Source organism: Dyadobacter alkalitolerans DSM 23607 (genome assembly GCF_000428845.1).
Taxonomy (GTDB): Bacteria; Bacteroidota; Bacteroidia; order Cytophagales; family Spirosomataceae; genus Dyadobacter; species Dyadobacter alkalitolerans.
In genome coordinates this window covers 437,592-453,041 of sequence record NZ_AUAS01000002.1, presented here as the reverse complement: position 1 = coordinate 453,041, position 15,450 = coordinate 437,592, and the positions used below count along the sequence as shown (strand labels likewise).

Below are 15,450 nucleotides of genomic sequence, written 5' to 3'. Positions count from 1 at the left end.
AGTTTTAGGTTTTTAAGCTGCCGTCCAGGTCATCGTATTGACTCCTTCCAGCATCATTTTTTTTAGAACAAAATCAACACTTTCAGCGGGGGGCAGCCTTTCGGTTTTGGACAGGGTGATGGATGCCGCCAATTTTTCTGTCACTATGGCCCGCCAGCTTCCTCCCTCACGATTCTTGGTAGTTTCGTCCGTTGTGCTGTCCATTCCCCAGGACAACATTCCCGTTTCATCCAGCGAAGCGGTAAAGGGAACGCCCTGGGCTTTGTGCTTTTTCAAAACAGGCGCGAGCATTTCGGCGGCTGCTAACAGGTGGTCCAATTCCGTGAAGTAAGCCACAAATTTGTCAGGCCGGAGCAGTCCCTCGCGGTTCATGCCCATTTTGAAACTGAATGCCTGGGATTTGGTTAGGACAGAGGTCGTTTTCTCAAAAACCTCCGGCAGCTCTTCTAAGACGGGACTAATGTAAATTTTATAGATGGAATGTGGCTTCGTATCGCGACGCCTGGAATCCTTGCGGTTCCACGAGATCCAGCGGTAATCTGGATTCGGTTCGTGCTTGTTCCAGTTTTCCAGCAGCTCCCTGTTCATCCGGTTATTTTTTCCAATTCTTAAAAATTCTTCTACTTCTTCCAATGTTCCCAGCGCATCGGCTGGCGTAAAGAAGTGGGGCATTGTGTTGTAAGCGTAGAGTTTACTTGCCAGCGCAGCCTGATCCGCTTCTTTTAGCAACACCCCGTACCGGATCGCCGCAGTAGACATTTCAAGCAATGGATGCCGACTATCCAAGCTTGCTTCCTGAGCTTCATATAGGAAATCGTGCGCTGCAAAACCCGAATAAAAATGCTGACCGCCCTGAATTTCGAAGATGCCTTCAAGCACGAGTTTAGCCATCGTCAGGTTCACCTCATCATCATATCCGGACTTGAAATAATGTGGCAATTCACCCGCATGCTGCAAAAAGTAAAACAGCAGTGCTACTTCTTTATACGCCAGCTTGGCACTGCCGGCGGCCTCCATCTGCTTCCGACGGAATAGGCCGAAGAACTCAGGATCTGTGTTTAAATCCGCAAGAGCATGAAGCTCCTGCGGATTTAAATTTCCCTGCTCGACCAATTCAAATGCCGGACTTGACCGGAATGTTGCGTGCAAAAGAAATTTGACTTTGATCATCAGGTTGTTGTTTATCGGTTTCCCCGCTGCGCACGCACTTCCTCAATGGCTTCCTGCAACTTCTTTTCAAGCATATCCAGCTGATTCGGCGCATCCTGAATTTTTACATCGACATACCTTTGAAGCTCGGCCAGGTTGGTCTTGAATTCGTTGAGTTCCGTTTCCTCTAATTCATCGACGACTTGCTGATAAGGTGTTCCGGTTTTCCAGAGCGTGAAGTCGGTCGGCACGTAGGAAGGCAAATGGCTGCATGCAATAACGCTGCAACCGCCGCAGGTGAATACAGGACAGATTGTAGGCCAGTGGCAAAATGAGTGGCCGGGGCAGTTGAAGACCGTCGGATTCGGGCATAGGAGGGAAGGACTTGTGATCCTGCAAAGGGTTATCTTATTGGGATCAAAATTTACTGTGACGGCAAGGTCTTTGAATTTGAAAGTTTTCATGTCTCTTATTTTTATGTATGGCTAAATGGTCATGCTCCCGACTTTTATCAGCAAAACATCGGGTGAAAACGTTATCACTAATTCATTAAACTACCCCATAGCGCACCTCCTTTCATCAAAAAAATTTGACGTATTTTTAACATTAAGCAGGGTAGGAAGAGGCAAAGTCGCACGATCCCGATCCGCTGGTAATATTCATTTTATTATTTTTTATCTAACCAAAATTATATTCAAACGCATCCGTTTTTAAGCGTCAGATTACCCTATTTACAAATCAGGTAATCTGGCGCAAGCAGGTAAAAACACGTTTTACAGAATGGGTAATTTGCAGTTGTGTGGGGAAAGCGAGGAGGGGTAGGAGTTGACGGGGAGTAAGGGGAGGCGGCGAAAAATTAAACACAAAAAGGCGACTTAACAGCCGCCTTTCTACTTAGTTACTAATGAATGCCCCTACTTCACAAGCGTAGCTTCAAGTTCCACACATAGTGTTTCATAAAGCGTCTTTACTTCGACGACTGTTGAAACTTGTTTTATTTCGTTTTTGGTGACCCATTCGGTGAATGTGTCGAAAGCCGCGAAAAATTCGGGGTGGTTGGTTGTATATATGTTCAGGCGCGCGATGTTTTTTAGTTCGTATCCTGCCTGACTTACAACTTGTTCGAGATTATGAATGGCCAGCAGCAGCTGGGTGCGCATATCGGCGTCACTCGATGTTCCGTCGGGATGCACGGCTGCCTGGCCGGCGCAGTATAATGTGCTTTCGATCTGCTTTACTTCAACGCCTTGATTGTAAGCGCGTCCATCCTGCCATTTCCAGGGATTAATGATTTTCTTTTCCATTTTAAGCTGATTTGATTTCCAGTGCAAACCTAGCGATCGCACCTGAAATCAGCCTGTGACCTGCGTCACGACTTTGGTGTGCGGTAGGTCACACTACAAGTCGAGCCGGCTGAGCGTTTCGCGGGAAACACCCAGATAGGCAGCGAGTTGTGTCTTGGGAAGGCGTTGCAGCAGCGTTGGGTGCTGGGTAACGAACTGTTTATAGCGCTCCTGGGTGCTGGATGTCATCAGCGAAAGGATCCGGCGTTGACCTGCAAGAAAGCCCGCCATTACTTTTTCCAAAAAAAAATGATCGATCTTAGGCAGCCCGGTGCGTAATGCATTGAAATTGTCGAGCGACAAGCATAGCGCTTCGGTATCTTCCAGGCATTCCATGGAGAGTGTGGCCTTTGTGCGGGTGTAGTAGGCTTCGAAGTCATTGTCCCACCAGTCTTCCATGGCGAAGGCCAGGATGTGCTGCTTTTCCGTTTCTTCGTCGGTATAGACGAGTTTGGTTAGCCCCGACAACAGGAAATAGTTATAGGGCACAAGTTCTCCGCATTGCACCATGAACTGGTGTTTTTTGAATTTCCGGCAAACAAAATGCTGCTCAACGAATGCAAATTCTTCGTCCGTTAAGGGCACCAGCTTTTCGATATGTTGCCGTAATTTAGGATACGTCATCTCACTGCATATTTGGAATGGCAAAGATTGAATTTACTTTGGAGAAAAGCGATAATTCAGTGCAGTAGGTGCTATGCCAAACTTTTTCTTGAAGGAGTGGGAGAAATGGGAAAGGCTTTCGAATCCCAGATCCAGGTAAATGGCTGAGGGCTTTTCGTGTTTGGTTTCGATCAAATGTTTGGCTTCGTTGAGCCTTTTGTCTTGCAGCCACTGACGAGGCGGAGCTCCGAATGTTTTCAGAAAATCGCGCTTGAACGCTGCCAGGCTACGGCCGGTTAGCTGTGCGAACTTTTCAACAGGGACATTGAAATGAAAGTTATTGAGCATGAACCTTTCCAGGTCGATCTTACCCGGGCTTGAAAAGTCAAATAAAAAGTTGCGAAGTGTAGGAACCGCAAGAAGTAGCAATTTGATTCCTTCCTTTATTTTCAGGATCCCCATTTCGTCCGTCATAGCCGCTCCCGAATTTCGGGCGTAGGGAACAATGGATTGAAAATATCCCTGCAGGAATTCATTTAACGGGATCAGCATATTGGGCGGACCCACATATTTCTGATCCGCCTCAATTTTTTCTTCCAGCACAATCCGTCGCAACAGTTCTTCCTGCAGGGATATTACAATGGTTTCATAATGAGCGCCAGGCACTGAACCTTCAGGTCCGGGATATGCTGGCCCGGAGCCTGCCGGCCGGGAAGCTGCTGGCACAGGAACTGCCGGTCCGGGACCTGCCAGTCCGGGACCTGCCAGTCCGGGAGTTTTGGTGAGCGTGCCTAGCTGGTTTCTGCCAATTAGCAGCAGTTCTCCTCCGGTCATTGAGATCTTCTGAGAGGATGTTTCCAAAACGAATTGTCCTGAAACCTGTAATACCAATGTATGATGGTTCCAGAAACAGACCTTCTCTCTCCGTTCCGTAGAAAGGTAGGAGTAAAAGATAACACCGGGGAGAATTTCAGCTGGACTGGTCATTTAGCGTTGTAAATAAGTGCCGCCAAGGATAGCACCGATTGCAAAAGTAGTGTTTAAGGTGTTCATTTCTTCCGTCGAAAACACAATATCCATGGCTGCCATATTCTCCGGCAAACGCGACCTGCGGCTCATGCTTACCAAAGGCATCATATGATCGCCCTGCGCATTCACCCAGGCAATGGCAAGCTGTGTGGGTGTACAGCCTTTATCAGACGCCAGTTGTTTTAATACTTCGACTTTTTCCAGGTTATGGATGAGATTTTCGCCTTGAAAACGGGAGAAATGATTGCGGTAATCGTCGGCGGCAAGCGGTGCTTTCAGGTCGCCAGTAAGTAACCCTTCCGCAGTGTTGGCAAATGCCACAACGCCAATGCCCAGCTCTTTTGCAGTGGGGAGCAGCTCAGTCTCGATCTGACGTTCGGCCAGCGAATAGCCAATTTCCAGCGCGCTTATCGGGTGGGTGTTATTGGCTTTACGAAGTTGATCAGCAGAGATCTCCGACACGCCAATGTAACGAACCTTACCTTCCTTAACCAGATCGGCAACTGTGCCGATAATGTCTTCTACGGGCACGCTGTCGTCCATCCGGCTAGGCTGATAAAGGTCAATGGTTTCAATGCCCAGGCGGGTCAAAGAGTAGTTGATGAAATTCTTGATCGCGATGGGACGCAGATCCATTCCCAGCCACTGGCCATTGTGAAAAATAGCACCGAATTTTACGCTGATAAAAGCGTCGTCCCGCCTTCCTTTGATGGCTTTGCCTATCAGCATTTCATTATGCCCGGCGCCATAGAAGTCTCCGGTGTTCAGAAAATTAATGCCGCTATCCAAAGCTTCATGGATCGTTGCAATACTTTCTGTTTCGTCAGGTGTAGGTCCGCCCCAAACGGAAGACATACGCATACAGCCCAAACCAAGTTTGGACACGAACGGGCCGTCCTGGCCTAATTGAATTTTTTTAATGTTTTTCATGATGCAAAGTTCAGCTTTTGCACCACATGACGAGTTGCCTGCACGGCTCAAATGTTTTGTCTGTACGGCTCATTTTACTAAAGCCGTACAGACAAAACCTAAAAGGGAATTAATCCAAAAAATAGTTGCATTGCGCAGAATAGAACCTTGCGCTAATCAGATCTGATAAAACTTCACTGTTCCATCGCCCTCATTGCTTGTTACCAGCACGCCTTTGCCATTCGGGCTCTTTGCCGGTGCAATGTAGAGAACGCCTTCGGGAGCATCCCCGGTTTTGATCATCTGAAGGAATTTGGGAGCCATGGGATTGCTCAGGTCATAGGCAGCAACAGCATCCACACGTTCAAGTGCAATGAAAGCAACGGGCTTATTATCAATCATGCCTATTGTGACACCTTCCGGCTCAACGCCTTTGTCATCCGAGCGGTCATCATCATAAATGTCAGCCTGAATTGCCTCCTGTTCCAGCATGCTTCCGGAGTCAAAAACCAATTGACCGCTGGTAGCATTAAAAATACTGAATCCACGGCCGCCAAAGCCATATAACACATCGTAATCGCCATCATTGTCGATATCACCACGCGTGCTGGTTACGCGCAGACGCCCAAGATTTTCAGGTTTTTGCAGGTTAACAGCATCCGGGAACGCAGTAGCGTCAAGTTTAAGTGCGCTAACGCGCTTCTGCTCGTCAAAGGCAGTGTACTCGCGTGCATCGCCTTCATTGGCGGTAATCAGATAGTCCGAGCCGTTCACGCTGAATGGCGCGATCGCGTCTGGCAAGTAGAATGATCTTACCGGCCAGGTAGCCAACGCAACTTTGCTGTCTTTATCGCTCGCATCCATTGCGTTCACCAGTTTGCTGATGTCTTTCATGCCGAGCGGGTGCAGCTTCAAAATTGTTCCGGAAGTCAGATCCAGTTCAGCGATACCATTATTTTCTTGTAGTGTTACAAAAGCTTTTTTAGAATCACCCGAAATCGCCACGTATTCAGGCTCAATGTCTTGTGCAAAACTAGCACCCGGACCGAAAACCCGGAAGCCGTCAGCAGCCAGCTGGTTGTAAGACGAAGCAAATGAGCCAAACGACAAAGTTTTTACGCTATAATTGTCGGTAACATTAATAATCGAAACGGAGCCCTCAGGATCAACCGTGTAATCTGCATTCGGCTCACCTTCGTTAGCCGTTACAATGTATTTTCCGTCCGGACTAAAAGTTACCATATCGGGCAATGCGCCAACGGCAACCTGCTTGATCGTCGCCAAAGTGGCCGTGTTCATTACGATTACGCTTCCGTTTGCCTGCTTATTGGTTGCTTCCAACGCAATCGCCAGTTTCCCGTCGGACACGGCAACGCTGTTGGCAACGCCACCCAGTGAGGAAATATCGATGGATTGCAACTTGGATACGGCCGGAAATGCGGAAAGATCCATTACATCTACTTTTGCAGCAGACTCATTGTTCACTGTGAAAAGCCGGCGCGAGGCAGGGTCATATGCTGAGATTTCGGACGCAGCGGTTCCTCCCAGGTCAATGGAAGCCACTTCTTTAAATGCCACCGGCGTTTGAGGCTCCTGCGGAAAATGATCCGTACAACTATTCAGGGCTACCGACAGCATTGTCAGTGCGAGTAAAGGTTTGTGTTTCATCTTAATGTTTTGAATGTTAAAAAAACAAAAATAGATACCGGCAATCGAGCAGCAGATGGATTTGAAAAGCTTAACAATTTGATAATTGGCCCGATGCACAAATGGCTTTTTCCAGGATAATCTTGGCTTCATCGTAATTATCACGAGGCAGGCATACTTTTTTACATTGGGTTGTGACCTGTGCCGGTAAGTCCGGCACGCAGTTTTATCACCACTTAAACAATCATTACTAATGAAAATTGCATCAACATTTATGGCGCTGGCAACCGTAGCAATGCTATGGGGCTGCGGATCCAAATCGACCGACACCACGGACACTACCGAATTAGCAGACAGTACCAACGAGGCTGTTGGCGACACTGCTGCAAGCGACTCTGCATCGGCCGTTGCCGAAGATGACGCTGAATTTGCCGTAGAGGCAGCGAATGGAGGAATGGCGGAAGTTGCATTGAGCAAAATTGCAGCCGACAAAGCAACCGATCCAAAAGTGAAAGAATTTGCAAAACAAATGATCACAGATCATTCGAAAGCAAATGATGAGCTTAAAACGTTGGCGGGTAACAAGAATATCACGCTGCCTGCTGCGCCAAATGAAGAGAAACAAAAAGCAGCTGCTGACCTTGGCGGCAAAACCGGAAGCGATTTTGACAAAGCTTATATATCGCAAATGAAGAAGGATCACGATGCAACAGTGAAACTTTTCGAAGATGCGCAGAAAGAAGTGAAAGACGCAGAGCTGAAAGCTTTCATCGACAAAACATTGCCGGTGATCAAAGCACATGCTGAGCATGTTAAAACGCTTGACAAGACAAAATAATTTTTAACAAGCGTTTTTGAGGCTGGCGGTCACGGATGTGGTCGCCAGCTTTTTTTTGCATTTGTGCTGGCATAATTTTTAGTAAAGCACCGATCTATCACAAAACTAAACACTTCATCCCATGAAAATGATCAGCACCAAATTACACAGTATTATCGACTATTCGACAAGCATTTTGTTCATAGCAATGCCCTGGATAGTTGGTTTCAACGAAGTAGCGGCTGCCACCTGGGTCCTCATTGCGGTAGGAGCGATGTCCATCACGATGTCACTCTTTACCGATTACGAAGGGGGCATGGTCCGCAGCCTGCCCATGCATGTACACCTGAATGTGGACGTGGTTACGGGTCTGCTGCTGGCTGCCTCGCCCTGGATTCTCGGCTTTGCCGACCAGGTTTACCTGCCGCACGTTATTTTGGGCCTGTTTGAAACAACAGCTGGGTTGTTAACTTCCCGCTCGTCGCATGAAACCCAGGAGAGCCCGCTGGAACGCAGTTAACAATCTATAATTCCCTTATGTTTAAAAGCAAGAAAGCGCTTCAGGTCGTCATCGCTGTTCTGGCAGCTGCCCCGCTGGTTTCCGGGCTCATAGGGCTGTCGGGGATCCGCAATCCACTTTTTTCTGAGGCGCTGCCTGCTGACCTGGTTTTGGATAGTAACCTTCGCTTCCTGAATGCCATGTCCGTTGCTGTGGCCGTTTCATTCTATTGCATTATACCGGTTATAGAAAAAGAAACATTCGCTTTCAGGGTAGTTTGCGGTGCAGTATGGCTGGGCGGGATCGGAAGGTTAATATCGATCTACGATCTGGGTGTTCCGCCTCTTTTCATAATCGGCTTTCTGGCTTTGGAGCTCCTGTCGCCAATCGTGATTATTTACTGGCAGAAACAGGTTGCCTTGCCGGTGAAACGAGACGTTATATAATGTAGTAATATTCTTTGATTCAAATTTGATAAAACCATGAATAAACTCATTCCGCTATGGGCGTTAACATTGGCCTTACTAGGTTGTGGTGGTAAAAACTCATCATCAAATGTGGAAGCGCCCGGCGATGAAAAATCTGCGAAAGACAAAACTCTAAATGTAGGGGCGGATTTGATACAGGATAAAACCCCGCTGAAAGGTTTCAATGCTTATCTGGATGGATTCCATTTTTATAATGGAAATATGAATTCACAAATGGAGGCTCACCACTATGTGAACCAGATTAATGAGGACATTTACCAGGCCATTATTTTTGATGGCAATGGGAAGAATGCCAAAATTATGGGGGTCGAATACATCATTTCCGCGAAAATGTTTGTGCGCCTGAGTCCGGAAGAGAAGAAATTATGGCACAGTCATCACTTTGAAGTCAGTTCAGGATCACTCATTGCACCGGGCATACCCGAAGTTGCGGAACACGAGCTCATGGAAAAACTGGTATCTACCTATGGCAAAACAATCCACACCTGGCATACCGATCTCGAAAAGGAACTTCCTGTTGGTTCCCCAATGATCATGATGGGGTTTACGAAAGAAGGGCAACTCAATGCGGGCATTCTGGCTGATCGCGATAAGCGATTCAACGTTTCGTCACAAAAGAAAAAACAAAACAGAAAGGACATTCCTGTTCCTGCGGTTGATCCCGGCGCGAATGCCTGGGAGAAGGGTGAGGTCCGGCAGCTGGTTATCACAAATAAAAGTGATTCCTCAGCCCATAAACATTGACCGGGCAGACCATACTTAATATAACATTGGTGTATTAAAAAATGGCGGGCCGTAAGAATCCCTTACGGCCCGCCATTTTTAAGTTTACCTATTTCCCGGCCGTTGACCAGATTTGCTGGAACCTTTGCCCGTAGTGTCCTTGCCACCCTGAACGGTTGATCCCGATTTTTTCCTGTTGGCTGCATTCACTCCTGTATTTTGCGGGTTACTGGCAGCCGGAACGCTGTTCGTTTTGTCGATGTGCGTGGGCGGGGTGCCGGTAGTTGCCTCACTGGTGACGCTTCCTCCCTTACTCTGCTGCGGCTGCTTACCGGCCTGGCTGCCCGTTGTGGCTTTTTGTTTCGATTCTTTTCCCTGTTTCTGGGTTGCAGTGGATTGCGCCATGAGCGATCCAGCCGAGAGCAAAAGCGACAATGCGAGATACATTGTTTTCGTGTTCATAGTCTTGTGGTTTTAGTGAAAATTAATCATTGTTTTTGTACTTAAATTTTAAAAAGAGCATGGCTACGTTGAGGCATATCGTGAAAATATTTGTGGCGATAATTGGGACGTCTTTTTTATCGACGCCGTAATAAACCCACAGCGCATTACCCGTAAGTAACACGATAAACATCGCCGTCGAAACCTCGCTGGCCTTCTTTTTCTTGACAGTAGTAACGAGTTGTGGCACCACCGCCGATGATGTAAAAATGCCCGCCAAAAGGCCAAGTCCATCTATGAAATCCATATGCTCATGTTTAATTATCAGAGGCGACCTTAGATAATTTTCATGCCAAATGATACCGGGGGTGGAACAATTTTGATATCGTGGGCGCAAGCATGCTTGCATGTTGCATATGTTTTATCTAAAAATTCACTTAATATGAAATCGAAATGTTTCGCAACCCTTATGGTTGCAGCGACGCTGCTGCTCGGGTGCTCCAAAAATGAAGATCAGCAAAGTGGGTCGATCAGGGCGCACCCATCGACTCCACAGTGATTGGAAAAGACACAAATTCTGTCGATACCAGAGCTGGTATTGAGCAAAGCGATGAGCAAAAGCTCGCAACACCGGGACGTGACACGATTAACTCCGATGAGCCTAAAAAGTAACGTCGTGTTTGGTTAAGACCGCTGCTAGAATCAAAAACCGCTGCAAGAATGCCTTGCAACGGTTTTCGTTTTCTTTTACTTAATATTTGGTTTAATGTGCGAGTAGCAGTGGTTCGTTTCTTCTTATTCCTATCTGCTGATAAGCACTTTCTGACGATCTATTTTTCCATTTTGATAATAAATGGACAAAACATAAATGCCAGCGGGCAAATTACCGACCGAAACGGTTTTCGAAGTCCCAATATGTGACTTTAGAACCTGTACGCCTTTGACATTATGCAGTTCGACTGAGCTGATCTGGATCGTCGTATTCGTTTTGATAGATAACAGATCTGAAACCGGGTTAGGGTAAATTTCAAGAAGATGCGCTCCTTCAACACCCACGAAAACAATGTGGCTGTATGCAAAAGTCTGATCCGTATCGATCATTTTTAACCGGTAAAAATTATCTCCCGTATTAGGCTTATCATCTTTGAAGGTATAATTCAATGTCACCGAGCTTTCGCCCCCGGATTTTTTGGTTGCAATCGTTTCCCAATCTTTCCCCGTGATACTGCGCTCAATTTCAAACTTTTCGCTGTTTGTTTCCTCACTTGTCCGCCACTTTAACACCACAGCATTTTCCTGGCGCGATGCCGAAAAATCAATAAGTGTGACAGGGAGCGTACAGTCACGGAATACGGACAAAGTACTGGTACATCCGTCTTTTGTAACAGTAAGAATGGCCGTTTCCTTGCTCGGTATATCGATCACGCTATTTCCCGAAATTGTCCCCTTATCGGTTGTGACTGTGGCGCCTGCCGTAGCTGTGAAAACCACCGAATAAGTGTTTAAATTAAATGAACAGCTGTATGCATCCGGGCCTAATGTAATGGTTGGTGTTTCATTTACGACGATGGTTGCGCTTTGTCCCGAAACAGGTGTAGTCGCGTCACCTGCACCATTGACATTGACCAGCTCATAGATAAAACTTCCGGCTGCCGCGGTAGAAACGGCAACACTGGCTGTTGTATTCGCTTCGGTTGTAGTCACTTGCAGGTCGGGACCGGCGTTTATTTTATACGTAAATGTAAATGGCCCCACACCATCAACAGCCGTGAAGGTAACTTGTGGAGAAACAGCACCAACGCAAGCAGAGCTTCCGGCTGATATAGAAGCTGTTAAGCTGTTAGCAACTGTGATGACTGCAGTCTGTGCCGACGCAGGTGTCAATGTGCATCCCTGCGCGTCGGTGACGCTGACAAGTTCATAGGTAAACACACCAACGCTTGCAGTAGACTGAGTAACGCCAACCGTTGTTGCCCCACCGGCCGTGGCTATTGTAGTTGCAGTTCCGTCATTGATTTTATAAGTAAAAGTATAGGGAAGCGTTCCACCGGTTGCACCAAAGGTGACCACGGGAGCGGCCGCACCCTGGTCAACAGTCGCAGCGCCTGAGATCGTAGAAGCGGTAATTTCGTTGACGGTCAATGTAGCTGCTGCTGAGGTGACGCTATTGCAAGGATTGGAAACAATGCATTGATATTCTGAATTGTTATCGGTTACCGGAACATTCGTTAGCGTCAGCGTTGCTGTGTTTGCACTCGGATTTATGCTTGCATCAATATCTGCGAATGCGCCGCCAAAAGGCTTTTTCTGCCACTGGTAGTTTGTTACTACGCCCGTTGCAGCCACAGTGAATGGAGCGTCCTGGCCGGCACAAATCAGCTGATCCTGCGGTTCTTGCGAGATTACGGGGGCCGGGGTAGGCGTAACCGTCACTGTAAATGAGCACGTTGCATCCGTTCCGATTCCGTTGGAGGCATTCACCTCCACGGTGGTCACGCCAGCCGGGAAAATGTAGGGGAATGTGATCGGACTTCCCGAAACACTGTATACAACTGTTGGCGCAGGACATCCTGCAACGGTCGCTGGAAGCGATAGCGTTGCAGTACAGGCGCCAGCGTCCGGGTCTACAACCTGGTTGGTAGGGCAGGCACTGATAACCGGTGCCGAAACGATGGTGGTAGCCGTAGGGTCGCTTGATCCTGGCGCGCCGGGATCGTCTGTCAGGACGGTGGTAAAATCATTTCCGCTCACAGATCCCTGATTGGTGACCTGGCATGTCGTTACGGGGATATCATTGTTTACCGTAACCTTAAATTTGACAATCACATTCGCACCGGCAGGCAGTGAAAAGCCACTCCCCGTGCCATTCACAGTAACAGTTTCGCCGGCCATAGAAGCTGCTGTTCTTGTATTGGATTGAACCTCATTCGCCCGGATAGGTTCATTTATGCTCTCCTCAGGCTTTGTTTCTAAAATTGCTGCTGCGGATTGAATTGAATCAGAAGTATTGTCAGCAGCCGACGACCCCTGTCTTAGTGTCGTTTCTTCTGCCGCTATTCTTAGTGCCGAAACATTGGGCACTGCGCAGGTTTGGCCTATGTTAAAACTAATTGTTCCCGAGCCTCCTGATAATACAGCTGCATTTGGCGGCGTGTTTCCATTCCCACTCCACACTGCTGCAAGGGTATTGCCTGCTCCTTGGAGGATGATCTGATTCCCTGGCGCACCCGGACGCAAGCGCAATGCAGCTCCCGCAGCCGCCGCCACATTATTATTGGCAATGAAAGCGCAAAGTTTGCCCTGATTATCTGCAAGACTTGAAATGAAATTGACATCAATGTCGAAAAACGCATTCGGTCCTGTCGTGACCGTATTTCCGATTATCGTCACATCACTTTTGGTGTTGCTATTTGTAACGTAGCCCGAAAAGCCAATGCCAAAATCATTCAGGATGCCAGAAACCGTATTGTTGCTGATCTTGACAATCCCTTTTGCGGTAGGCCCTTCTGTATCAAAGTAAATTCCCGATCCTCCGCCACCATCACTTACCACGGTATTTCCGTCCACAGTTCCTTCATGCGTGGAATTGTTGCTCACCTTGAGATTGATTCCCGTGCCGTTTTTGCAACGGATATTATTTCCGATAATGTTGTATTTCAATGATGAGGTGCTCGTACTTTGCAAATCAATCCCAATTGAGGTTAGCCGGGTCACACCATCAAGCGCCAGGTTATTTACAACGGCGCCCTGAATGTCACCCACCAACTGGGAATTATCATTTGAGATCATTTTTATGCCTTGTGTTTCGCATCTGAGAAACTGGCTGCCACCTGTAACCTTCAAGCTCATCTGAGAATTGCCATAACCCTCCATCAGGATTCCGCCATTGTTGGGGGAATCCGTAAAATCGGAATTGTCAACGGTCAGAAGCGATAGGTTGGAATTTGTATTTCCAAAATACGCAACCCTGCCCGAGGGCGCATTGGTAATGGTGCTGTTTGCAAAAGTGGAATTGGTAATAGAGGCCGTCCCGGTGGTATTTGTGGCGAAAATAGCCCCCTCGGTAGCAGCATTTCCTGCCTTCTGCACAGAACTGTTGCTGATAGTCAGGTTGTTGACACCCCGCAGGTTAATGCCCTGTTGGTTTGTGGTGCCGGTAATAATGATCCTTTCTAATTTAAATCCATTGACAACATTGGCATAAACAGCCGCGTTGCATCCTGAATTATCGGATGTCCCGCATCCCCCGGAATCTGAACCATTGGCATTAATGAGGTTAATGTTGTTCAGGGTAACACCAGCCGCATTGGTGAATTCAATGCCCCGTGCGGAAATGTTCTGGATCGTTCCGCCCGAGCCAGCCGTAGCGCCTGACCCTGTGATCTGAAAAGTTCCCGTGGTGCCGGACACTGCGACGCCCTTGGCTGCATTGCTGCAAGAAACCGCCGCCAATGTAACATCAAGACCCAGCGAGCTTCCTGCTAGGTCAATGGCAGCAACATTGGTTGACGAAATTGTTCCGGAGCTGATTTTCAAATTTCCGCCGACGGAGGAAATGTCAATCGGGCTAACCGGTCCTGAGCTGACATTGGAAGATAGTTCCGAAAAATCTGCTGCCAGCGTAACATTGGCCAGGTTAAGCGCACTGCCGTTGCCGGTTAATGCTATCTCGCTGATAGTAAGCAGTCCTGCTGTTGATCCCACAATTTTCGCTCCTCCCGAGTTGCCGATGTTGAGGCCCCGGATTGTATTTGCAGCAGCAATAGTAATTACATTTGCGTCGCCCGAACTTGTTAATGCCGGGCGGGTGCCGCCGGTTGTAGGAAGAAGATTGTTTCCACTTGGCGCGCTGTATCCGGAGATCGCCAGCAAGGATGCGCCTGCGCCCTGACCAATTACTTTTTGCTGGTCGAGCAGCGTGACAGGTCCGGTATAACTTCCCTCGTATAAAAATATGGAATGTCCCGCCTGCGGATGCAGCGCCGCGCCATCATTAATAGCTGCAAAACCTGCCAGAGAAGTAAAAGGCTTTGCCAGTGTTCCGTTTTCGCCGCTGGCGCTTGCTGCCGAATTTACGAACCATATCGCGCCGGTGGTTGCAATGGTAACGGTTGCTGTCGAGGTCAATCCCGATCCGTTTTGCAATGTGTAGGTAAATGTGTCGTTACCAGTGAACCCTGCCGCCGGTAAATAAGTGAAAGCACCCGTGCTATAATCAAGGGTAACCGCGCCTCCCTGGCTTGTGGCAATTTCTCCGGATCCCACGATGCTGATGGAAGCACCGTTAGGGCTGCTGTCGTTGACAAGCACGCCGCTTCCCGCAGGAATGTCAAGCCCTACATTGCCAATAGCATTGTAAACATCATTTTGAGCAATAGGGCTCACTTTAAGGGATCCCGCGACGAGTGTTGTATTGGCATCGATCTGATCTGTAAAAGTGACGCCGCTTGCGTCCGTGCCGCTATTGGTGATGGTCACTGTGTATTCCAGTTCGTCCCCCGCAGAAGCGCCCGGCAGGCCGGTGTCGTTGGTAAGTGCATAGGTGTTTGTGGCAGAAATTGTCGGAGCAAAAAGCATTATCTTATTGGCCTTTTTTCTTTTGAACGGAACGATTGACTGTGATTTGCTTACAGGTGTTGAAGTTACCTGCGCAGCCTTTTGAAGTTCCGAAATCAGTGGTTGGCCAGATTCGTTGATGAAAAGCCCTGAGACGAGCATAGCAGCCCCAGCTAAAAAGAAGTATAAGTTTTTCATTATTTGATTTTTTGAGTAAAGAACAAGGGCATCGTCGAAAGAGACAAT

Annotated in this window: 14 protein-coding genes; 4 read left to right on the top strand and 10 right to left on the bottom strand. The window is 47.9% G+C overall.

Annotated features, from left to right (window positions below; translation table 11 throughout):
• Nucleotides 1-12 precede the first annotated feature (12 nt).
• From G395_RS0105065 to G395_RS0105025, 7 genes are all read right to left on the bottom strand, one after another.
• On the bottom strand, nucleotides 13-1,170 hold the full coding sequence (locus tag G395_RS0105065; protein WP_026629076.1) for a hypothetical protein: 1,158 nt from the start codon (nucleotides 1,168-1,170) through the stop codon (nucleotides 13-15).
• Nucleotides 1,171-1,181: 11 nt separating this feature from the next.
• Nucleotides 1,182-1,613 carry a hypothetical protein gene (locus G395_RS0105060; protein ID WP_026629075.1) on the bottom strand — a complete coding sequence of 144 codons (432 nt, stop codon included), beginning with the start codon at nucleotides 1,611-1,613 and terminating at the stop codon, nucleotides 1,182-1,184.
• A gap of 450 nt (nucleotides 1,614-2,063) precedes the next feature.
• The gene (locus tag G395_RS0105050; RefSeq protein ID WP_026629073.1) at nucleotides 2,064-2,453 is read right to left on the bottom strand and encodes a RidA family protein; all 390 of its coding nucleotides are present in this window, start codon (nucleotides 2,451-2,453) and stop codon (nucleotides 2,064-2,066) included.
• 93 nt (nucleotides 2,454-2,546) lie between these two features.
• Complete coding sequence (locus G395_RS0105045) at nucleotides 2,547-3,116, bottom strand: Crp/Fnr family transcriptional regulator (RefSeq protein ID WP_035360403.1); 570 nt, start codon at nucleotides 3,114-3,116, stop codon at nucleotides 2,547-2,549.
• Nucleotides 3,117-3,149: 33 nt separating this feature from the next.
• The gene (locus tag G395_RS0105040) at nucleotides 3,150-4,082 is read right to left on the bottom strand and encodes a helix-turn-helix domain-containing protein (RefSeq protein WP_026629071.1); all 933 of its coding nucleotides are present in this window, start codon (nucleotides 4,080-4,082) and stop codon (nucleotides 3,150-3,152) included.
• A complete protein-coding gene (locus tag G395_RS0105035; protein WP_084439391.1) occupies nucleotides 4,083-5,054 on the bottom strand; it encodes an aldo/keto reductase in 972 nt (323 codons plus the stop codon).
• A gap of 156 nt (nucleotides 5,055-5,210) precedes the next feature.
• Complete coding sequence (locus tag G395_RS0105025) at nucleotides 5,211-6,701, bottom strand: choice-of-anchor I family protein (protein WP_026629069.1); 1,491 nt, start codon at nucleotides 6,699-6,701, stop codon at nucleotides 5,211-5,213.
• Nucleotides 6,702-6,933: 232 nt separating this feature from the next.
• Here G395_RS0105025 and G395_RS0105020 point away from each other — a divergent pair, with 232 nt between their 5' ends.
• From G395_RS0105020 to G395_RS0105005, 4 genes are all read left to right on the top strand, one after another.
• Entirely contained in the window at nucleotides 6,934-7,518 is a 585-nt protein-coding gene (locus tag G395_RS0105020) for a DUF4142 domain-containing protein (RefSeq protein WP_026629068.1), read from the top strand.
• Nucleotides 7,519-7,639: 121 nt separating this feature from the next.
• On the top strand, nucleotides 7,640-8,017 hold the full coding sequence (locus G395_RS0105015; RefSeq protein WP_026629067.1) for an SPW repeat domain-containing protein: 378 nt from the start codon (nucleotides 7,640-7,642) through the stop codon (nucleotides 8,015-8,017).
• Nucleotides 8,018-8,034: 17 nt separating this feature from the next.
• Nucleotides 8,035-8,442, top strand: coding sequence for a DUF4345 domain-containing protein (locus G395_RS0105010; RefSeq protein ID WP_035360401.1), 408 nt, complete (start codon nucleotides 8,035-8,037; stop codon nucleotides 8,440-8,442).
• A 36-nt stretch (nucleotides 8,443-8,478) separates the two neighbouring features.
• Nucleotides 8,479-9,228, top strand: coding sequence for an OBAP family protein (locus tag G395_RS0105005; protein WP_026629065.1), 750 nt, complete (start codon nucleotides 8,479-8,481; stop codon nucleotides 9,226-9,228).
• 84 nt (nucleotides 9,229-9,312) lie between these two features.
• On the opposite strand, the gene G395_RS0105000 is transcribed toward G395_RS0105005, so the two are convergent.
• From G395_RS0105000 to G395_RS0104990, 3 genes are all read right to left on the bottom strand, one after another.
• Nucleotides 9,313-9,669 (bottom strand): hypothetical protein, encoded by a 357-nt coding sequence (locus G395_RS0105000; protein ID WP_026629064.1) that lies wholly within the window; start codon nucleotides 9,667-9,669, stop codon nucleotides 9,313-9,315.
• A gap of 22 nt (nucleotides 9,670-9,691) precedes the next feature.
• Nucleotides 9,692-9,955 carry an SWEET family sugar transporter gene (locus G395_RS0104995; protein ID WP_026629063.1) on the bottom strand — a complete coding sequence of 88 codons (264 nt, stop codon included), beginning with the start codon at nucleotides 9,953-9,955 and terminating at the stop codon, nucleotides 9,692-9,694.
• A gap of 494 nt (nucleotides 9,956-10,449) precedes the next feature.
• Nucleotides 10,450-15,402 carry an Ig-like domain-containing protein gene (locus G395_RS0104990; RefSeq protein ID WP_026629062.1) on the bottom strand — a complete coding sequence of 1,651 codons (4,953 nt, stop codon included), beginning with the start codon at nucleotides 15,400-15,402 and terminating at the stop codon, nucleotides 10,450-10,452.
• Nucleotides 15,403-15,450: the final 48 nt, after the last annotated feature.